The organism is Streptomyces sp. NPDC023527 (assembly GCF_055560115.1).
The window spans coordinates 559363-579578 of record NZ_JBVHJJ010000002.1 but is presented as its reverse complement, the minus strand read 5'-3'; the positions used below and the strand labels follow the sequence as shown (position 1 = coordinate 579578).

Here is a 20216-nt window from a genome sequence, read left to right as displayed (position 1 = left end):
CCCCGTCACGCCGTCGCCCCCACACAGGCCGCCAGCAGCTCCACGAAACCCACGTCCTCCCGCGCGACGCCGAACACCTCGGCGCGCAGCATGATCCGCTCGGCCCAGGCCCGGTGCGGCTTCACTTCGTTCATTTTGTTCGTATAGACGGAGCGCAATACTCCGCCGCCGTCGAGTTCGGGCCGCAGGATGTCCTGGGCGTCGCTGTACTCCTCGTGGCTGACGACGGACAGCGCGTGGACGGGGGCGACGTGCGAGGGGTGGATGCAGGTCTTGCCCTGGAGGCCGTTGGCCCGGTCCAGGTGGAGCTCGCGGAGCAGGCCGTCCATGTCGTGCTGGATGAGGGCGGTGCGCAGCGCCTCGGCCGGCCCGGCGAAGGGGCTCCGGCGCAGCTGCGGCTTGAACATCCGCTCGTGCTGGCGGAAGTACTCCCAGACCGGGCCGGTGACGGTGAAGCCGCTGCCGTCCGCGCGGCCGAGGACGTTGACGACGTCGCCGATGACGGAGGCGACGAGCTGGACGTCGTAGGCGGTCATGTCGGGCGCGCGGCGCAGCCCGTACGCGGAGCAGAAGTCCGTGACGCCGAGCCGCAGCGCCAGCACGCGGTCGCGGTACTTGTCGACGGTGCGGGCTATGCCGGCGAGCGTCTCGGTGCGGGTCTCCAGGTGGAGGAGCTCGGGCGATTCGAGGACGGGCATGGCGAAGAGCCGCCGCCCGCAAGCGGCCTCGGCCTCGGCCAGCGCTTCGAGGAAGGGGACGCCGCGCTCCTCGGTGAACTTCGGGAGGACGAAACCGGACAGCAGCCGCCCGGCGGGGCCGAGGCGCCGTACGAGGTCGGTGATCTGGCCGGGTTCGCGGACCCGGATGAACAGCAGCGGCAGGCTCGGCCCGCCCTCGGCGTCGAGCCGGTCGCACTGATCCAATCGGCCGAACTGACGAACGAGGTTCTCCTCGGCGGCCTCGACATCGGCGTCACCGATGGAGTCCTCCAGGCACACCACCATGGACACCAGGCCGCGCTCGGCCTGCTTGACGATGTCCTCGGCGAGGGCCGCCCGGGTGCCGGGGCAGTAGAGGGTGGCGCCGAGGGCGACGGCGAGCGTACGGGCCGGGGATTCGGCGTCGAACGTGCCGGGCTCTCTATGGAACAACCCATTCCGCACCGAGGGTGCAAGGTGTTCGAAATGCCTCATTACTCTCCCCGTGAGCCAGGCCGCCGGCGGACCGTCCAGCCAGAAGCATGGCCGATTATCGTACGTGCGGCGATGGGTCAAGAGTTCCCCAAGTGCATGAAAATCTCATGTCTCGCATGAGTCATACCGGTGACCTCCCCCTGCGTTGTCCGCGGCCCGTCCGGGAGGGCAGGATTGCGGGCATGACGCACGCCATGCTGAAGGGGTCGAACATCCCGCTGGACGCCCGTAACGTACGGGCCGTACTGCGCTGGACCCCGGGCCCGGGCGTCCCCGACGTCGACGCCTCCGCGCTGCTGGTGGGCGACAACGGCCACGTGCGCTCGGACGAGGACTTCGTCTTCTACAACCAGCCCCGCCACCCGTCCGGCGCCGTCCGCCACCTGCCGAAGAAACGGCTGGTCGAGGGGGCTACGGACGCGATCGACGCGGACCTGTCGACGGTGGAGCCGCCGATCGCCCGCGTCGTGCTGGCCGCCTCGGCGGACGGCGGCGACTTCGGGCTCGTACGGGATCTGTGCGTGCTGCTGTACGACATGGCGGCGGGCGGCCCGGGGCAGGCGGGCGAGCCCCTGGCGCGGTTCGAGGTGCAGCCGGAGACGGGCTCGGAGACCGCGATGATCTGCGGCGAGCTGTACCGCCGCGGGGAGGGCTGGAAGTTCCGGGCGCTGGGGCAGGGCTATGCGTCGGGGCTGGTGGGGCTGGCGACGGAGTTCGGGATCTCGGTGGACGAGTCCGAGGGCACCGACCCGACGGCCGCGGCCGAGCCGGCACGGACCTCCGAGCCCGAAGCCGTACACCTCCCGGAGCCGGAACCGGCCACCACACAGCCACCGGCCCAGCAGCCGGCGCAACCACAGCCGCAGCCGGGCTACGGCTATCCCCCGCCGCCCCCGATGCCCCCGGCCGCACCACCGCAGCAGCGGCCACAGCCGGCATACGGCTATCCGCAGCCGTCACCGGAGGCCCCGGCGCAGCCCGCCTACGGCTATCCGCAGCAGCCGGCCTACGGCTACCCGCAGGCGCGCCCGGTGCCGGACCCGGCCTTCCGGCTGCCGCCGCAGGGCCCGCAGTTCCAGCCGAACCGCTAGCGGGCGGACGGGCGGACCCGCAGGGCGCAGCCCGCACGGGCAGCGGGGCGGCGGCAGGCGGGACCGCCCGCCGCCCGGCCCCGTCGGACCCTTGATTCCGACCTTTCGATTCCGACCCCCGATTCAGACCTTCGACGTCTTATAGCCCCGCCCCCACTGCAGCCCCCACCCGTACAGCCGGTCCAGCTCCGCCTGGAAGCCGTAGACGTACTTCATCTCGCGCCGGAGCGTGATCTCGCCCTTGGTGTTCTCCAGCATCACCACCGCGCACGACCGGGCCTCCGGCGCGCGCTCGTGGAGCGGGATCTCGATCCGGGGGCCATTGCCGGGGTAGAGCGTCACCATGGCGTGCGCCCGGTCGAACGCCGGGGTGCCGTCGTAGATGTAGACGAAGATCAGCAGTCGCTTGATCTCTTCGCGGTGGTCCATGTTGACGTAGATGGTCTCGCCCGACCCGGAGCCGAACCGGTCGTCGCCGCTGAGCTGGACGTACGGCGGACTGTTGAGGCTGCCCAGTATGGAACCGAGCGGCTGGACTACGCCTTTCGAGCCGTCCTTGAGCTCGTACATACAGGCGAGGTCCAGGTCGACGTTGACGAAGGCGGGGCCCTGCGCCTGCACCATCTCGGGCCGGAACTTGCGCAGCGGGTGCCGCAGCCCCTCCACGAGCGGGGGCTTCTCGGCGAAGTCGGAGGTCCGCATCCGCCACGAGAGGTTGACGCGGAGGTTTCCGGTGACCGCCCCCTGCTTGGTGAGCGAGAACGTGGGGTGGCGCTTGGTGAGCTCGACCGCGCCGTTCGCGCCGCCGAAGTCGAACTGCTGCTCGCCCGCCCGCCCCCAGTTGCCGAAGAACTTGTCCCAGACCGCCATGGCCATCAACCCCCACCCATTCGAGCTCAAACGCCGCGGGGCGGCCGTGAGGTGACCCTCACGACCGCCCCGCTCAGAGCGTTCCTCAAATGTGCCAGGGTCACACCCCGGAGGAGACCTCGGCCTTCTCGCCGGAGGCGGCGGCCTCGGCGCGGTTGCGCCGCACCGAGGACCAGAAGGACCAGCCGATGAGGGCCACGCCGATGAGGCCGGTGACGATCTCGGGGACCTCGTACCGGATGCTGACCATGAGGATCACGGCCAGCGCGCCGATGGCGTAGTGCGCGCCGTGCTCCAGATAGACGTAGTCGTCCAGGGTCCCCTGGCGGACCAGGTAGACCGTGAGGGACCGTACGTACATGGCGCCGATGCCCAGGCCCAGCGCCATCAGGACGATGTCGTTGGTGATGGCGAAGGCGCCGATGACACCGTCGAAGGAGAAGGACGCGTCGAGGACCTCGAGGTAGAGGAACATGAAGAACGCGGCCTGGCCGGCGAGCACGATGGCCGGCTTCTTCTTGCCGCTCTTCCTGGCCTCTTCCTCGGCCTCGTGCTCACGCTCCTCCTCCTCTTCGAGCTTGTCCTCGAAGTAGCCGGAGAGCCCGCCCACGATCAGGTAGGTGATCAGACCCGCGATGCCGGCGAGCAGCACCGTGGACGCCTTGTCGACGTGCGTGCCGCCGTGCTGGTGCGCCTGCGTCGCGAAGGTCATCGCCGAGACCATCAGGACGATCAGCGAGATGCAGACCGACAGCATGTCGATCTTGCCGAGCTTGGCCAGCGGCCGCTCCAGCCATCCCAGCCACTTGATGTCACGGTCCTCGAAGATGAAGTCGAGGAAGATCATCAGCAGGAACATCCCACCGAAGGCCGCGATGGCCGGGTGGGCGTCCGTCACCAGCTCCTGGTAGTGGTCCTTCTCGTTCAGCGCCAGGTCGACCGCCTCGATGGGGCCGATCTTGGCACTGATCGCCACGATGACCACAGGGAAGACCAGTCGCATACCGAAGACTGCGATCAGGACGCCGACCGTAAGGAAGATTTTCTGCCAAAAGGCATTCATCTTCTTTAGGATTCCGGCATTGACCACGGCATTGTCGAAGGACAGCGAGATCTCGAGGATGGAGAGGATCGCGACGATCCCGAACGCTTCCCACCCCCCGTAGAGCACCGCTGCGGCCAGTCCCAAGGCGGTGACGCCAAAGGACCAGCCGAAGGTTTTCAGAACCACTGGCCACCCAATCGTGTAAGTACGGGTTCCCCCGCGCCGTGCGCGGCTTTACGAAACGTTGACCCCGAAGTCTAGGGCGATGCCGCGCAGTCCTGACGCGTACCCCTGTCCAACGGCCCGGAACTTCCATTCGCCGCCGTACCGGTAGACCTCGCCGAAGATCATCGCCGTCTCGCTGGAGGCGTCCTCGCTGAGGTCGTAGCGGGCGAGCTCGGATCCGTCCGCCTGGTTGAGCACGCGGATGTAGGCGTTGCTGACCTGGCCGAAGCTCTGGCCCCGGGCGTCGGCGTCATGGATGGAGACCGGAAAGACGATCTTGTCGCAGGTCTCCGGCACCTTGGTGAGGTCGACCAGGATCGACTCGTCGTCGCCCTCGCCCTCACCGGTGAGGTTGTCGCCGGTGTGCTCGACGGAGCCCTCGGGGCTCTTGAGGTTGTTGTAGAAGACGAAGTACGCGTCACCGAGCACCCGGCCCGAGGCGCACAGCAGGGCGCTGGCGTCCAGGTCGAAGGGGGCTCCGGTGGTGGAGCGCGCGTCCCAGCCGAGACCGACGGTCACGTTGGTGAGGTTCGGTGCGGCCTTGGAGAGGGAGACATTGCCTCCCTTGGCGAGCGTAACGCCCATGATCTTGCTTCCTCCCCGAATGAAACCCGTGAATGAAACCCGCGGGATCCCGCGAAGGGATCCACCGGCAGGGGCCCGAGGGAAGGTACCCGCCGGAAAGGGGTCCGATGTGCGTCCGGCGCCGCACGCCGGCGCCCCGTGGCCGAAGCCGGGGCGGGCGTGCGGCGCCGGACGCCGCCTTGCGTGTCGGTCAGACGTTGACGCCGAAGTCCTGCGCGATGCCGCGCAGGCCCGAGGCGTAGCCCTGACCGATGGCCCGGAACTTCCACTCCGCCCCATTGCGGTACAGCTCGCCGAAGACCATGGCGGTCTCGGTCGAGGCGTCCTCGCTGAGGTCGTAGCGGGCCAGCTCGGTGTTGTCGGCCTGGTTCACCACGCGGATGTAGGCGTTGCGCACCTGGCCGAAGCTCTGCTGACGGCTCTCGGCCTCGTAGATCGAGACCGGGAAGACGATCTTGTGGACATCGGCGGGCACGCCGGCCAGGTTGACCTTGATGGCCTCGTCGTCACCCTCGCCCTCACCGGTGAGGTTGTCACCGGTGTGCTCGACGGAACCGTCGGGGCTCTTGAGGTTGTTGAAGAAGACGAAGTTCTGGTCGTTGGCGACCTTTCCCTGGTCGTTCGTCAGCAGTGCGCTGGCGTCCAGGTCGAAGTCCGTACCGGTGGTGGTACGGGCGTCCCAGCCAAGACCGACGATGACCGCGGTCAGGTTGGGGGCCGCCTTGGTCAGCGAGACGTTGCCGCCCTTGCTGAGACTGACTCCCACGAGTCCTCCATGATGTTCGAGTTCGAGGGGAAGGGCGAGACCTACGCCCCCGTTGTGCGATGGCATCCGATCAACGTTTGGATCCTAGTGACCGGTTCCCACCGATTACAGGGTTCTTGCGCGCCGATCGGGGCCGGAGTGCGCCGAGAGCTGAATCGGCGCGTTCCGGATCCGGGAAACCCGCGAAAACTGGTTCGAAAACTGTTTCGGCGAGGTATCAGAGCGCCGCGAGCGCCTGGGTGTACTCGTTCAGGTCGCGCGCGTCGGGCAGGCCGTTGACGATCGTCCAGCGCACGACGCCCTCCTTGTCGATGATGAAGGTGCCGCGCACGGCGCAGCCCTTCTCCTCGTCGAAGACGCCGTAGGCGCGGCTGGTCTCGCCGTGCGGCCAGAAGTCGGAGAGCAGCGGGTAGTCCAGGCCCTCCTGCTCGGCGAAGACGCGCAGGGAGAACGGCGCGTCGTTGGAGACCGCCAGCAGCTGCACGTCGTCGTTGACGAACGACGGGAGCTCGTCGCGCAGGGCGCACAGCTCGCCGGTGCACACACCGGTGAAGGCGAAGGGGTAGAAGAGCAGGACGACGTTCTTCTCGCCGCGGAAGTCGGAGAGCCGGACGGTCTCGCCGTGCTGGTTCTTCAGCTCGAAGTCCGGAGCCTTGGTGCCGACCACGATCGCCATGGGTTCGTATCCCTCTCTCGACAGAAGCCGGCCCTGGGTCCCTGTCCCTCCGCGACCCCGGCGACCGGCGGATAGGCGGCCAGTGTGTCACTGCGCCCCCAGGGGGACGCACCGCGCCCCCCGGCAACGGTGTGCCGGGGGGCGCGGTGGGGCTTCGACGCAGGCCGGAGGCCGGCTGCTAGCGCTTCGGAGCGACCATGCGGGTGCCGGTCCAGTCCTTGGCGACGCTGATGCTCTTGGTCTGGCTCAGACCCGCGGTCTGCGACGCCTCGTTGATGTCGCTCGGCTCGATGTAGCCGTCGCGGCCGGTCTTGGGGGTCATCAGCCAGATGTCCCCGCCGTCCTCGAGCATGCCGATGGCGTCCACCAGCGCGTCCGTCAGGTCGCCGTCGTCGTCACGGAACCACAGGACGACGGCATCAGCCACGTCGTCGTAGTCCTCGTCGACGAGGTCCTGGCCGGTGATCTCCTCAATGGCCTCGCGGAGCTCCTGATCGACATCGTCGTCGTAGCCGATCTCCTGGACCACCTGTCCGGGCTGGAAACCCAGCCTGGCGGCAGGGTTGGTCCGCTCCTCCGCGTGGTCCGCGGTCGCGCTCACGGATTGCCTCCTGTCATGTTTCGAGAAAGTCTCTTGTGTTCCCCGCATACGCGAGTCATTGGCCGTAGTCCACACGTGCCGGGCGGATCGCGCAAGTACCCGGCCGTCGAGACCGCCGAAACGGTGACGGATGCGGCGGTCTCGGCGCAACTCCAACCGTCAACCGCTTCCCCGTGGGGTGACGCCGGGTGATTCATGCCACAGCATTCTGCCTCCTTTGCCAACTTGTCCTCGGCGAATACGGCACAGAGGTCCGAACGGCCGTACGCGGACGACCCCCATAGGGGGCGTATGGTTGCGATTTGGCCGCCGTGAGTCGGCCGACCCACGACGCGTTGTCTCGCGGTGCGGTGGTTACCGCCCAGTAGAGATGACGTTTCCGCCGCCGCGGTCCACGATGGGAGCCGGCGCGACATATGAAGAGCAATATCTGACCGCGTGCGCAGCAGCGATTGCGTGCAGAGCACGACACCCGAACAGCGAAGGAACAGCGTGGCTCCCGGATCCGATCGCAACCCGATCATCATTGGCGGCCTTCCCAGCCAGGTCCCGGACTTCGATCCCGAAGAGACCCAGGAGTGGCTCGACTCGCTCGACGCAGCCGTCGATGAGCGAGGCCGGGAACGTGCCCGCTACCTCATGCTTCGCCTGATCGAGCGCGCGCGTGAGAAGCGTGTGGCCGTGCCCGAGATGCGCAGCACGGACTACGTCAACACCATCGCGACCAAGGACGAGCCGTTCTTCCCCGGCAACGAGGAGATCGAGCGCAAGGTCCTGAACGCGACCCGGTGGAACGCCGCCGTGATGGTCTCGCGCGCGCAGCGCCCGGGCATCGGCGTCGGCGGCCACATCGCCACCTTCGCCTCCTCGGCGTCGCTGTACGACGTGGGCTTCAACCACTTCTTCCGCGGCAAGGACGAGGGCGACGGCGGAGACCAGATCTTCTTCCAGGGCCACGCCTCCCCGGGCATCTACGCCCGCGCGTTCCTCCTGGACCGACTCTCCGAGCAGCACCTGGACTCCTTCCGTCAGGAGAAGTCCAAGGCTCCGTACGGCCTGTCCAGCTACCCGCACCCGCGGCTGATGCCGGACTTCTGGGAGTTCCCGACCGTCTCGATGGGCCTCGGCCCCCTCGGCGCGATCTACCAGGCCCGCATGAACCGCTACATGGAGGCGCGCGGCATCGCCGACACCTCCAAGTCGCACGTGTGGGCGTACCTGGGCGACGGCGAGATGGACGAGCCCGAATCGCTCGGCCAGCTGTCGATCGCCGCCCGTGAGGGTCTGGACAACCTCACCTTCGTCGTCAACTGCAACCTGCAGCGCCTCGACGGCCCGGTCCGCGGCAACGGCAAGATCATGCAGGAGCTGGAGTCGCAGTTCCGCGGTGCCGGCTGGAACGTGATCAAGCTGGTCTGGGACCGCTCCTGGGACCCGCTGCTGGCGCAGGACCGCGACGGCATCCTGGTCAACAAGCTCAACAGCACCCCCGACGGTCAGTTCCAGACGTACGCGACCGAGACCGGTTCGTACATCCGTGAGCACTTCTTCGGCGACGACCACCGTCTGCGGAAGATGGTCGAGAACATGTCCGACGACCAGATCCTGCACCTGGGCCGCGGCGGTCACGACCACAAGAAGATCTACGCGGCGTACGCGGCGGCCAAGGCGCACAAGGGCCAGCCGACCGTGATCCTCGCGCAGACGGTCAAGGGCTGGACCCTGGGTCCGAACTTCGAGGGCCGCAACGCGACCCACCAGATGAAGAAGCTGACGGTCGACGACCTCAAGCGCTTCCGTGACCGCCTCCACATCCCGATCGCCGACAAGGAGCTGGAGTCCGGCCTGCCGCCGTACTACCACCCGGGTCGCGACTCGGAGGAGATCCAGTACATGCACGACCGCCGGCAGTCGCTGGGTGGCTATGTGCCGTCCCGCGTCGTGCGGTCGAAGCCGCTGGCCCTGCCGGACGACAAGGTCTACGCGACCGCGAAGAAGGGCTCCGGGCAGCAGTCGATCGCCACGACCATGGCGTTCGTCCGCATCCTGAAGGACCTCATGCGGGACAAGGAGATCGGCAAGCGCTTCGTGCTGATCGCCCCCGACGAGTACCGCACCTTCGGCATGGACGCGTTCTTCCCGTCGGCGAAGATCTACAACCCGCTGGGCCAGCAGTACGAGTCCGTGGACCGCGAGCTGCTGCTCGCGTACAAGGAGTCGCCGACCGGCCAGATGCTGCACGACGGCATTTCCGAGGCGGGCTGCACGGCCTCCCTGATCGCGGCGGGCTCCGCCTACGCGACGCACGGCGAGCCGCTGATCCCGGTCTACGTCTTCTACTCGATGTTCGGTTTCCAGCGCACCGGTGACCAGTTCTGGCAGATGGCGGACCAGCTCTCGCGCGGCTTCGTGCTCGGCGCGACCGCCGGACGCACGACGCTGACCGGTGAGGGCCTCCAGCACGCGGACGGCCACTCCCAGCTGCTGGCGTCCACGAACCCGGGCGTCGTCTCGTACGACCCCGCGTTCGGCTTCGAGATGGCGCACATCGTCAAGGACGGTCTGCGCCGGATGTACGGCGAGAACGCCGAGGACGTCTTCTACTACCTGACCGTCTACAACGAGCCGATCCAGCACCCGGCCGAGCCGGCGGACGTGGACGTCGACGGCATCCTCAAGGGTCTGTACCGCTTCCAGGCGGGCGAGAAGGGTGCCATCCCGGCGCAGATCCTCGCCTCCGGTGTCGCGGTGCCGTGGGCCGTCGAGGCCCAGCGCATCCTCGCCGAGGAGTGGAACGTCAAGGCGGACGTCTGGTCGGCGACCTCCTGGAACGAGCTGCGCCGCGACGCCATCGAGGTGGAGGAGCACAACCTCCTGCACCCGGAGGAGGAGCAGCGCGTCCCGTACGTGACGAAGAAGCTGGCCGCCGCCGAGGGCCCGAAGGTCGCCGTGTCCGACTGGATGCGCGCGGTTCCGGACCAGATCTCGCGCTGGGTGCCGGGCACGTACCAGTCGCTGGGCGCGGACGGCTTCGGCTTCGCGGACACGCGTGGCGCGGCCCGTCGCTTCTTCCACATCGACGCGCAGTCGATCGTCCTCAGCGTGCTCACCGAGCTCGCCAGGGAGGGCAAGGTGGACCGCTCGGCCCTGAAGCAGGCCGTGGACCGCTACCAGCTCCTGGACGTCACGGCGGCCGACCCGGGCGCCGCGGGCGGCGACGCGTAAGCGTCACGCGGTAACCGTGACCGGGCCCCCGGCAGGCATCGCCTGCCGGGGGCCCGGCCGTTTCGTCAGCGCTCCCACACCTTGTACGCCCGTACCGCGTACGGGCTCTCCGGCACCCATGTCCCGGACGGGTAGGTCGCGAACTCGCCCGTCTCCGCGCACGTGGCGCTCTGGTACGTGGTGACCGGGCGCCCGGTGCGATTGGCGAGGGACGCCGCGCTCGTCCCCGCCGGTAACGTCACACAGCTCTCGATGTCGAGCCCCGAGAGCTCACTCGTCACGCGGGCACCCCGGAAGTCGGCCGAAGGCCACACGCACAGCTGTCCGGCCCCGCAGGGGCCGAGCCGCCCGGTGCCGGCCGCACCCGCCGTGGGGGCGGACAGCGCGGCCAGCCCGAGCGTGGCCAAGGCAACCGCGGCAAGACGAATCGCACGCATGAGGATCACTCCCTGTGTCTGTCTGCGTACGCCGCATCCTTGCCGCGATGATCACCGCTGCCAAGAGGGCCCTCGCCGCGCGGCCCTGATAGGGGAAGGGTTCGGCCGTCTCAGACGTGCGCCGCGCCGGCCGCCGCCTCCGCGTTCTCGCCGCGCTTGGTGAACACCGCGAACACCGCCGCGAGCAGGGCGATGACGCCGGCGACGGTGAAGGACAGGCTCATCCCCGACACGAAAGTGTCATGCGCGACGCCGGTGATCGTCTCCGCCGTCTCCGGCGGCGTCTTCGGCGGCACGGGGGCGATGCCGACCGCGACCGCGTCGGACGCCTTGGACATCTGCTCGGGCGGGACGTCCGGCAGGCCGGCGTCGGCCCACTTCCCGGGCAGCACACGGTCGACCCGGGCCGCCATGACCGCGCCCAGCACGGCCGTCCCGAGCGAGCCGCCGACCTGCATGGCGGCCTGCTGGAGGCCGCCGGCCACGCCGGCGTGGCGCAGCGGCGCGTTGCCGACGATGACCTCGGTCGCGCCGACCATGACCGGCGCGAGGCCGAGGCCGAACAGCGCGAACCACACGGACATCGCGAGGGTGCCGGAGTCGGTCTCCAGGGTGGTCATGCCGTAGCAGGCGGCCGCGGCGAAGAGCATGCCGACGACCAGCGGCACCCGTGGGCCGATCCTGGTGATGACCGCGCCCGCCGTGGGCGCGCCGACGATCATCATCCCGGTGAGCGGCAGCAGGTGCATGCCGGCGTCGACCGGGGTCATGCCGTGCACGTTCTGGAGATAGAAGGTGACGAAGAACAGGCCGCCGATGAAGGCGAAGGCCATCAACACCATCAGGACCGTGCCGGCGGTCAGCGGCAGGGAGCGGAAGAGGCTCAGGGGCAGCAGGGGTTCACGGACCCTGGCCTGCCAGAGGGTGAAGAGCGCGAAGGCGACGACCGAGGCGCCGAGGAACAGCAGGGTCCGGCCGTCGCCCCAGCCCCAGGAGGGCGCCTTGATGAGCGCCCACACCAGACAGAACATCGCGGCGGAGAGCAGGACGATGCCGAGGACGTCAAAGGATTTGGAAGTTTGTTCGCCCCGGTGGTCCTTGAGGATGACCAGGCCGAGCGCGAGGGCGAGGACGCCGACCGGCACGTTGATGTAGAAGACGGACTGCCAGTTGACGTGCTCGACGAGCACGCCGCCGAGGATCGGACCGCCGGCGGTCGAGACGCCGATGACCATGCCCCAGATACCGATGGCCATGTTGAGCTTTTCGGCCGGGAACGTGGCCCGCAGCAGGCCGAGCGCGGCCGGCATCAACAGGGCGCCGCACAGGCCCTGGAGCACCCGGAAGCCGACGACCGTCGAGACGCTGCCGGACAGGGCGATGGCACCCGAGGAGGCGGCGAAGCCGGTGGTGCCGATCAGGAAGGTCAGCCGGTGACCGAAGCGGTCGCCCAGCTTGCCGGCGGTGATGAGGGCCACCGCGAGGGCGAGGAGATAGCTGTTGGTGATCCATTGGACGTCGGCGAGCGAGGCGCCCAGGTCCTTCTGGATCGCGGGGTTCGCGATTGCGACGATCGTGCCGTCGAGCGTGACCATCATCACGCCTATCGCGACAGAGAAGAGAGTCAGCCAGGGATGGCCCCGTAAGCCCTTCCGGGGCCCGAGATCCGGCGTCGCGTCGACGACCGTGGTCCGAGACATCATATTTCGAGATTATGGCAGCGTCTGACAATTGACAAACAGGTGCAGGAGTCAGTATCTGTCAAATTCGCTCACGGCTATCCTGATCAGCGAAAATGCGGCAGAGGAGAGGTGGCCCATGCAAGCGATCAAGGACATGAGCCCCCCATCGGCACCCTCCGGGCTGCGCGAGCGCAAGAAGCGCCGCACCCGGGAAACCCTGATCCGCTCGTCCCTGGAGCTGTTCGCGCTCAAGGGCTACGAACGGACCACCGTCGACGAGATCGCCGAGGCCGCGGACGTCTCGCCGCGCACCTTCTTCCGCTACTTCGCGAACAAGGAGGAAGTCGCCCTGGCGGTGCAGGACTCCGTGGAGTCGCACTTCTTCACCGCCCTGCGCGAGCGCCCCGCCGCCGAGTCGCCGCTCACCGCGCTCCGCGTCGCGGTGCTGGCCTCCTGGGACGGCGTCGGCGAGGCCATCGAGTCGGTCGTCCCGCTCGAACTGCACATGCGCACCTACCGGATGATCGAGTCGACCCCGCCGCTGCTCGCCGCCCATCTGCGCCGCCTGTCCGAGCTGGAGGAGCGGCTCGCGCACGAGATCGCCCGGCGCGAGGGCCTGGACGTACGGACCGATCCCCGACCGCACGTCCTGGTCGCGGCGTTCGGCGGAGTGATGCGGGTGACCGGCCGGATCTGGGGCGAGCAGGGCGGCGCCGGCATGGAGGAGCTCCGGCGCATCACCACCCTGTATATGGACCAGCTCGGCCCGGCATTGGCGGAAAACTGGCGCACTTGATCGGGAAAGACCTGAGCACGACCAATTGCCCTCAATCAAACGTGAGATAGCTCACCGTTTTCGCGGACGCAACCAGGTTTCTCCTAATGTGGTTCGCGGTGACTTCTTTCCCGGAGCTCGGCTCCCCCTCCCCCGTTCCCTGGACGACCACGGCCGCCGTGTGGCGCGCGCTGCTCGCGCTGGCCGTGGTGTTCGTCATGCTGGCCACGACCGGCTGGACGGCCGTCAGAAGCCACAAGGCGGTCGGTGACGCGCGGACCACGACGCTCAAGGAATGGCTGCACGGCTCCATAGGAGGCCACCCCCTCCCCTCGCCCACCGCGAGCCCCGACGTCCTGTCCCGGTTCTTCGGCTCGCTCTCCGACACCCAGCGCACCCGTCTCGCGGACCGCTACCCCCTGGTCGTCGGCAACCTCAACGGCGCGCCGGTCACCCTGCGCTATCACGCCAACCGCGTCGCCCTCGACCAGGCCCGTACGGCCGAGAAGCGCCGCACGGGCGAGAGCGGCCTCTCCCCCGTCGGGCAGCGTGAGGCGACCCGCCGCATGCACCGCTTCGCCTCGCTGATGGGCGGCGACCGGCAGATCCTCGCCTTCGACCCCACCGGCGCCGGCCGGGTCGCCGAGGTCGTCGGCGACCTCGACCGGGCCGAGCGGGTCTCCGTCGTCGTCCCCGGCGTCGACACCAACGTCCTGACCTTCGAGAAGACGCAGCGCGCCTACACCGCGCCCGTCGGGATGGCCCACTCGCTGTACGACGCCGAGCGGAAGGCCGCCACCGGCACCCGCACGGCCGTCATCGCCTGGGCCGACTACACCTCCCCCGCCGGCGTCGGCATGGACGCGGCCACCGGCAAGCTCGCCGCCGAGGGCGCGCTGCGGCTGCGCTCCCTGGTGCGGTCCCTGCCCGGCGCCTCGCCCGTCTCGCTGATCTGCCACAGCTACGGCTCGGTGGTGTGCGGCGTCGCCGCCCGCGAGATGTCACCGCGCGTCACCGACGTGGCGGTCGCCGGCAGCCCCGGCATGCGCGCCGAGCACGTCTCCGAGCTGCGTTCCAGCGCCCGGATATGGGCCATGCGCGACCCGGACGACTGGATCCAGGGCGTGCCCCACCTGGAGGTCGGCGGCCTCGGCCACGGCGCGGACCCGGTCTCCGCGGGCTTCGGCGCGCGCGTGCTGTCCGCCAGCGGCGCCCAGGGCCACACCGGCTACTTCGAACCCGGCACCACCAGCCTCGCCAACTTCGCCGGCATCGCCGTCGGCGCCCCCGCGGAGGTCAGCTGCGCGCGGGCCGGCAGCGGCTGCGCGGACGACCTGGCCTAGCGCCCCCGCCCCCGACTCCGGCGTCACCGCCCACCGGGACGCGTCAGTCCGCTTGGACGCGCGTAGCGCGGGGAGGGGACGTGCGGGCCACCGCCGCATACGATGAGCCGCATGGGTGATGTGCTGGCCGGTTTCCACGCCGTCTGGGAGTTCGACACCGACTCCGTGCTCATCCGCTTCGAACGGGGGATCCGCACACCGAAGCTGCTTCAGGCGATCGGTGAGCGGCGCATCCCCTACGAAGCGCTCGCGGCCGTCGAGCAGGTCCCGGGGAAGCGCGGCACGGTGGTGCTGCGTGCTGTCCCCAGACCGGGCGCGGATCCGCTGATGGAGGTGGCCGACGGCCAGCTCAAGGAGGCGAGCGACCCCTACCGCCTGGTGCTGCCCGCCGAGCGCGACGCCCTCGCCGAGTACTACGCCGACGAGATACGCGCCGCGCTGGGCCCGTACGCCTCCCTGCCCGCCGAGCGCCACCTCGTGGCGGCCCCGGCGCCGCCGCCGTCCTTCAAGGCGTACGACGGCAAGGCGTCCTTCGACGGCAGGTCCGTCGCCTTCCGGTGGTTCTGGACGGGCGCGTCCTCCGCCAAGTGGAAGGCCGGCGACCAGCGCTTCGCCGTCGACGAGCTGACGGGCGTCGAATGGCGTTCCCCGGAGATCGCGGGCGGCTATCTGCGGCTCCTGCGGCGCGGCGCGGACGACCGGCGGCCGGGCGAGGCCGACCAGGATCCGGCGGCCGTCGTCTTCGGCATGGGCTACGGCCTCATCCATGAATCGCTGCCCTTCGCGGCGGCGGTCCTGGAAGCGGTGCGCGCCAAGACCCCCGGCCCCTCCGGTCAGGCCGCCGGCCACGTCCCCGCGGCCCGCCCCGACCCGGGCGGCATCGCCGACCGCATCCGTCACCTCGGCGCGCTGCACGACGCGGGGCTGCTGACGGACGATGAGTTCAGCGCGAAGAAGGCGCAGTTGCTGGCGGAGCTGTGATCCGGCGCCGTCGGGGGGGCTGCTACCTGGGTATGACACCTGATCCGGCACTCCAGTGTGACGTCGTGCCTGATCAGGCCGCCTAGCCTGGGACTGTCATGCACCGAGCACACCACGCCTCCCTCCTGTCCCGGCTGTCCCGGCTCGCCCGCGACGTCTGCACGCCCGCGGGACCGCCCGTACCGCTGCTCGGCCAGGCCCGGAGCCGCTTCGCCCGCCGGGTCCCGTACGCCGTGGCCTGGCTGTTCACGGCCATCCTGCTGCCGACGACGGGCATGGGCCTGTCCCAGGACTACGGGCTCCAGTCCGACGTCGCCGTCGTCCTCGGCGTCCTCCAGGCCGGGCCGCTGCTCCTCGCCGTGCGCCGGCCGCTGCTCGCCTGGGCGATCGCCTTCGCCGCGGACGTCGGGGGCGCCCTCGCGCTCATGAGCGTGCCGCTGCCGCAGGACCGCACCTGGCCGTGGACGCCCATGGCGCTGATCGGCCTGCTGCTGCTGATGCTCGCCCTCGGGCTGCGCGAGCGGCGGCACACGCTCGTGGCCGTATGGCTGATGACCGGCGTCGCCGGTTTCGTCTTCCACGCCGTCTCACCCGAGCGCAGTTCGGCGATCTGGGTCACCCTGCTCGTGCTCGGCGGCGCGATGCTGCTGATCGGCGCGGCGTTGCGCGAACGCGGCGACGCCCGGCGGGCATTGGCCGAGCAGGAGACCATCAGCGAGGCCGAACGGGCCCGCCGCACGCTCCTGGAGGAGCGCACCCGGATCGCCCGCGAGCTGCACGACGTCGTCGCCCACCACATGTCGGTGATCACGGTGCAGGCGGACAGCGCCCCGTACCGCGTCGCCGGCCTGCCGCCGGAGGCGCGCGAGGAGTTCGGCACGATCGCGGCCACCGCCCGTGAGTCGCTGACCGAGATGCGGCGGCTGCTGGGCGTGCTGCGCAGCGAGGACGCCTCCGGCGAGGGCGGCGGCTCCGAGCGGGCGCCGCAGCCGGGCGTGGCACGGATCCCGCAGCTGGTCGAGGCGACCGTACGGGCGGGCCTGCCGGTGAAGCTGTCGATGCCGGAACAGCTGCCGGACGCGGTGCCGCAGACGGTGGATCTCTCCGCCTACCGCATCACGCAGGAGGCCCTGGCCAATGTCGTCCGGCACGCCCCGGGCGCGGCGACGCGGGTGTCGGTGACCGTCGGCCCCGACCGCGGGAGCCTGGTGATCCTGGTCGTCAACGCCACCGCCCCGGACGCGGACGCGCCGCCCCTGGAGACCACCGGCACGGGCCACGGCCTGGTCGGCATGCGCGAACGCGTCCGCCTGGTCGGGGGCACCCTCGACACCGGCCCGCTGCCGGAGGGCGGCTTCCGGGTGGCGGCCCGACTGCCGTTCACCCCTGAATCGGAAACAGAAGAGGGAACCTCCACCGCATGACCATCAAGGTGATCATCGTCGACGACCAGGCCATGGTGCGCGCGGGGTTCGCCGCGCTGCTCGCGGCGCAGTCGGACATCGACGTCGTCGGCGACGCCCCGGACGGGCGTCAGGGCGTGGAGGTCAGCCGCCGTACGCATCCGGACGTGGTGCTGATGGACGTCCGCATGCCGGAGATGGACGGCCTGGAGGCCGCCCGTCAGCTCCTCGACCCGCCGCCCGGCGTCGTCCACCGCCCGAAGGTGCTGATGCTCACCACCTTCGACGTCGACGACTACGTCTACGAGGCCCTGCGCGCGGGCGCCTCCGGCTTCCTCCTCAAGGACGCGCCGCCGGCCGACCTGATCTCGGCGGTCCGCGTCGTCGCCGCGGGCGAGGCGCTGCTGGCCCCCTCCGTCACCCGCCGCCTGATCGCCGACTTCGCCAAACAGCGCCCCGCCCCGCGCCGGAAGCCCGCCCTCCGCCTGAACGGCCTGACGCCGCGGGAGACGGAGGTCCTCGAACTCATCGCCAGGGGCCTGTCCAACCAGGAGATCGCGGGTTCGCTGGTGCTGGCCGAGCAGACGGTGAAGACGCACATCGGACGGGTCCTCGCGAAGTTGGGACTGCGGGACCGCGCGCAGGCGGTGATCTTCGCGTACGAGTCGGGGTTGGTGGCGCCGGGGGGCCGGTGACGCTTCCGGGCGGCAACCAGCCCGTCCGGGGGCACCTCCAGCGGTAGCCGGGGGAGTTCGAGGACCGGGTCCGGGGCGGAGCCCCCCGCGCGGCGGAGCCGCACATCGATACAGCGGGAAGGGGCGGGTAGGGGAAAAAGAAACCCCTACTCGCGACCCGCGGACGTGAAGCCCATGTCCGCGTACCGCCCACCCGCGACCTTGCCCGCGATCGGCTCCAGCACCGCCAGCTCCCCCTCCGTCAGAACCAGACGCGTCGCCCCCGTGTTCTCGTCCAGACGAGACCGCTTCCGCGTCCCCGGAATCGGCACGACGGCCAGCCCGTGCACCTGCGCCCGCTGCTGCACCCAGGCCAACGCCACCTGCCCGAGCGTCACCCCACGAGCTTCCGCCACGGCCCGCACCGGCTCCAGCAGCGCCGCGTTCACCGCCGCGTTCTCCCCCGTGAACCGCGGCTGCGTGCGCCGCCAGTCATCGTTCGTCAGCTCCTTCTCCGCGCTCACGAACGAACCCGTCAGGAAGCCGCGGCCGAGGGGCGAGTAGGGCACGAAGGCGACGCCCAGCTCGGCCGCCGCGGCCACCACGCCCTCCTCGACGTCCCGGCTGAACAGCGACCACTCCGACTGCACCGCCGCGATCGGGTGCACGGCGTGCGCCGCGCGCAGCTCGCCCGGCGAGACCTCGCTCAGCCCGAGGTGGCCGACCTTGCCCTCGGCGACGAGCTCCGCCATCGCGCCGACGGTCTCCTCCATCGGTACGTCGAGGTTGCGGCGGTGCATGTAGTAGAGGTCGATGTGGTCGACGCCCAGGCGGCGCAGGCTGCCCTCGACGGACTGGCGTATGTACGCGCGGTCGTTGCGGATCTCCTGGTACGAGGGGTCGTCCTCGCGTCGGACGATGCCGAACTTCGTGGCCAGCGTGATCCGGTCCCGGTTGGCCCGTACGAAGGGCGCGATGAACTCCTCGTTGCGCCCGAAGCCGTAGATGTCGGCGGTGTCGAAGAGGGTGACGCCCAGCGCCAGGGCGTGCTCCAGGGTGGCGCGCGCCTCGGTCTCGTCGGTCGGACCGTAGGCGTGGACCATGCCCATGCAGCCGAGGCCCTGGACACCGACGTGGGGGCCGCCGTTGCCGAGTGCGACGGTGGCGATCGTGTTGTCGTTGTTGCTCATGGTGCGTCAGGCTCCTTCGGGCGCCCGGTTACGGGCGGCGTACATGTCGATCTTGTAGTCGAGGACGTCGAGCGTGCTGCGCAGCTCCGCGATGCGCTTCCGTACGTCGTCGCGGTGCGCGCTCAGCAGCCGCTCGCGCTCGGCGAAGGTGTGGTCGCCCTCCCGCACCAGCTGCGCGTAGCGGACCATGTCGGCCACCGGCATGCCGGTCAGCCGCAGTCTGCCCACCAGGTCCAGCCAGTTCAGGTCGCGGTCGGTGTAGCGGCGCTGACCCGTGTGCGAGCGGTCGACATGGGGCATCAGGCCGATCCGCTCGTACCAGCGCAGGGTGTGCGCGGACATCCCGGTGTACTCGGCGACCTCGCTGATCGTGTAGCGGTCGCGGCCCTCCGGGCGGCTGTACCGCTGCCGGTCGAGCGGAATGCAGGTGGGTACCGTCGTCGGTACACGATCCGTCACGGTCATGCGATTTCCCCCTTGTGCCTTCGCGTCGGTCCCCACGCTAAAGACTTGGAGTGCACTCCAAGCAAGTGAGTTCAGGGGTGAATCCCGCGCCGGGTTAGGCTCCTCGCCATGGAGAGCCTGCGGATGATCGAGAACTGGCCGGTGGAGAACGCCGCGGCGGCAGTGGTGCGCGCCGACGGCACGCGGGCGGGGTCCCACGGACCGACCGCACACCGCTTCCCCCTGGCGTCCGTCACCAAGCCGCTCGCCGCGTACGCCGCGCTCCTCGCCGTCGAGGAGGGCGCGATCGAGCTGGACGAGCCGGCCGGCCCGGCGGGCGCCACGGTCCGGCACCTGCTCGCGCACACGTCCGGGCTCGCCTTCGACGAGCACCGCGTCATGGCCGAGCCGGGCACCCGGCGGCTGTACTCCAACGCCGGCTTCGAGGTCCTCGGCGACCACATCGCCAAGGCGACGGACATCCCCTTCCCCGAGTACCTGCGGCAGGCGGTCCTGGAGCCGCTCGCCATGACGAGCACGGACCTGCCGGGCTCACCGGCCAAGGACGGCGTCTCCACGGTCGACGACCTGGCCCTCTTCGCGGCGGAGCTCCAGGCGCCGCGCCTGCTGTCGCGGGAGACCCTGGCGGAGGCGACGACGGTCGCCTTCCCCGGCCTGACGGGCATCCTCCCGGGCTACGGCCACCAGCGCCCGAACGACTGGGGCCTGGGCTTCGAGATCCGCGACGAGAAGTCCCCCCACTGGACGGGCTCCTCCTCCAGCCCCCGGACGTACGGGCACTTCGGCCAGGCCGGCACGTTCCTGTGGGTGGACCCGGAGGCGGGCATGGCCTGCGTGGCTTTGGCGGACCGCCCGTTCGGGCAGTGGGCGATCGACGCATGGCCCGTGCTGACGGACGCGGTGCTGTCGGAACTGGGCTGATTCAAGCCCGGCCGGCGATTGAGGCCAACGGGGCCCGGGGGGCCGCCCCCGGTTCGGGAAGGGGCGGG

19 protein-coding genes are annotated in these 20216 nt (G+C 70.0%); 8 read left to right on the top strand and 11 right to left on the bottom strand.

What is annotated here, in order from left to right; translation table 11 throughout:
* Nucleotides 1–5: 5 nt before the first annotated feature.
* Nucleotides 6–1193, bottom strand: a complete 1188-nt coding sequence (locus ACZ303_RS06150; protein WP_467335505.1) for an HpcH/HpaI aldolase/citrate lyase family protein — start codon at nt 1191–1193, stop codon at nt 6–8.
* Nucleotides 1194–1375: 182 nt separating this feature from the next.
* Here ACZ303_RS06150 and ACZ303_RS06145 point away from each other — a divergent pair, with 182 nt between their 5' ends.
* Nucleotides 1376–2284: a TerD family protein gene (locus ACZ303_RS06145; protein WP_467335502.1), complete on the top strand. Its 909-nt coding sequence runs from the start codon at nt 1376–1378 to the stop codon at nt 2282–2284.
* A 123-nt stretch (nt 2285–2407) separates the two neighbouring features.
* Here ACZ303_RS06145 and ACZ303_RS06140 read toward each other — a convergent pair whose 3' ends face one another.
* From ACZ303_RS06140 to ACZ303_RS06115, 6 genes are all read right to left on the bottom strand, one after another.
* Complete coding sequence (locus ACZ303_RS06140; protein ID WP_467335500.1) at nt 2408–3154, bottom strand: TerD family protein; 747 nt, start codon at nt 3152–3154, stop codon at nt 2408–2410.
* A 100-nt stretch (nt 3155–3254) separates the two neighbouring features.
* Nucleotides 3255–4385 (bottom strand): DUF475 domain-containing protein, encoded by a 1131-nt coding sequence (locus tag ACZ303_RS06135; RefSeq protein WP_467335498.1) that lies wholly within the window; start codon nt 4383–4385, stop codon nt 3255–3257.
* Nucleotides 4386–4433: 48 nt separating this feature from the next.
* Nucleotides 4434–5009 (bottom strand): TerD family protein, encoded by a 576-nt coding sequence (locus ACZ303_RS06130; RefSeq protein WP_467335496.1) that lies wholly within the window; start codon nt 5007–5009, stop codon nt 4434–4436.
* A 190-nt stretch (nt 5010–5199) separates the two neighbouring features.
* Nucleotides 5200–5775, bottom strand: a complete 576-nt coding sequence (locus ACZ303_RS06125; RefSeq protein ID WP_215080942.1) for a TerD family protein — start codon at nt 5773–5775, stop codon at nt 5200–5202.
* A 217-nt stretch (nt 5776–5992) separates the two neighbouring features.
* A complete protein-coding gene (locus tag ACZ303_RS06120; protein WP_467335492.1) occupies nt 5993–6451 on the bottom strand; it encodes a peroxiredoxin in 459 nt (152 codons plus the stop codon).
* A 178-nt stretch (nt 6452–6629) separates the two neighbouring features.
* The gene (locus ACZ303_RS06115) at nt 6630–7052 is read right to left on the bottom strand and encodes a DUF3052 domain-containing protein (protein ID WP_095584221.1); all 423 of its coding nucleotides are present in this window, start codon (nt 7050–7052) and stop codon (nt 6630–6632) included.
* A gap of 492 nt (nt 7053–7544) precedes the next feature.
* Between ACZ303_RS06115 and aceE the strand changes: the two genes are divergently transcribed.
* Nucleotides 7545–10277 (top strand): pyruvate dehydrogenase (acetyl-transferring), homodimeric type, encoded by a 2733-nt coding sequence (gene aceE / locus ACZ303_RS06110; RefSeq protein WP_467335490.1) that lies wholly within the window; start codon nt 7545–7547, stop codon nt 10275–10277.
* Between the two features lie 65 nt (nt 10278–10342).
* Here the strand turns inward: aceE and ACZ303_RS06105 are convergent, their stop codons facing one another.
* Both ACZ303_RS06105 and ACZ303_RS06100 read right to left on the bottom strand, forming a co-directional pair.
* Nucleotides 10343–10714: a peptidase inhibitor family I36 protein gene (locus tag ACZ303_RS06105; protein WP_467335489.1), complete on the bottom strand. Its 372-nt coding sequence runs from the start codon at nt 10712–10714 to the stop codon at nt 10343–10345.
* 110 nt (nt 10715–10824) lie between these two features.
* A complete protein-coding gene (locus ACZ303_RS06100) occupies nt 10825–12417 on the bottom strand; it encodes an MFS transporter (protein ID WP_467335487.1) in 1593 nt (530 codons plus the stop codon).
* A gap of 115 nt (nt 12418–12532) precedes the next feature.
* On the opposite strand from ACZ303_RS06100, the gene ACZ303_RS06095 reads away from it, so the two are divergent.
* From ACZ303_RS06095 to ACZ303_RS06075, 5 genes are all read left to right on the top strand, one after another.
* Nucleotides 12533–13192, top strand: coding sequence for a TetR/AcrR family transcriptional regulator (locus ACZ303_RS06095; protein WP_467335486.1), 660 nt, complete (start codon nt 12533–12535; stop codon nt 13190–13192).
* Nucleotides 13193–13290: 98 nt separating this feature from the next.
* Nucleotides 13291–14514 carry an alpha/beta hydrolase gene (locus tag ACZ303_RS06090; RefSeq protein WP_467335484.1) on the top strand — a complete coding sequence of 408 codons (1224 nt, stop codon included), beginning with the start codon at nt 13291–13293 and terminating at the stop codon, nt 14512–14514.
* 111 nt (nt 14515–14625) lie between these two features.
* Complete coding sequence (locus tag ACZ303_RS06085; protein ID WP_467335483.1) at nt 14626–15495, top strand: DUF4429 domain-containing protein; 870 nt, start codon at nt 14626–14628, stop codon at nt 15493–15495.
* Nucleotides 15496–15593: 98 nt separating this feature from the next.
* Complete coding sequence (locus ACZ303_RS06080; protein ID WP_467335482.1) at nt 15594–16919, top strand: sensor histidine kinase; 1326 nt, start codon at nt 15594–15596, stop codon at nt 16917–16919.
* The gene (locus tag ACZ303_RS06075; protein ID WP_467335481.1) at nt 16916–17593 is read left to right on the top strand and encodes a response regulator; all 678 of its coding nucleotides are present in this window, start codon (nt 16916–16918) and stop codon (nt 17591–17593) included. The genes ACZ303_RS06080 and ACZ303_RS06075 overlap by 4 nt, the downstream gene beginning before the upstream one ends.
* A gap of 146 nt (nt 17594–17739) precedes the next feature.
* On the opposite strand, the gene ACZ303_RS06070 is transcribed toward ACZ303_RS06075, so the two are convergent.
* Both ACZ303_RS06070 and ACZ303_RS06065 read right to left on the bottom strand, forming a co-directional pair.
* On the bottom strand, nt 17740–18762 hold the full coding sequence (locus tag ACZ303_RS06070; protein ID WP_467335480.1) for an aldo/keto reductase: 1023 nt from the start codon (nt 18760–18762) through the stop codon (nt 17740–17742).
* A gap of 6 nt (nt 18763–18768) precedes the next feature.
* Nucleotides 18769–19227, bottom strand: a complete 459-nt coding sequence (locus ACZ303_RS06065; protein WP_467335479.1) for a MerR family transcriptional regulator — start codon at nt 19225–19227, stop codon at nt 18769–18771.
* 108 nt (nt 19228–19335) lie between these two features.
* Here ACZ303_RS06065 and ACZ303_RS06060 point away from each other — a divergent pair, with 108 nt between their 5' ends.
* Nucleotides 19336–20148: a serine hydrolase domain-containing protein gene (locus ACZ303_RS06060; RefSeq protein ID WP_467335477.1), complete on the top strand. Its 813-nt coding sequence runs from the start codon at nt 19336–19338 to the stop codon at nt 20146–20148.
* Nucleotides 20149–20216 lie beyond the last annotated feature (68 nt).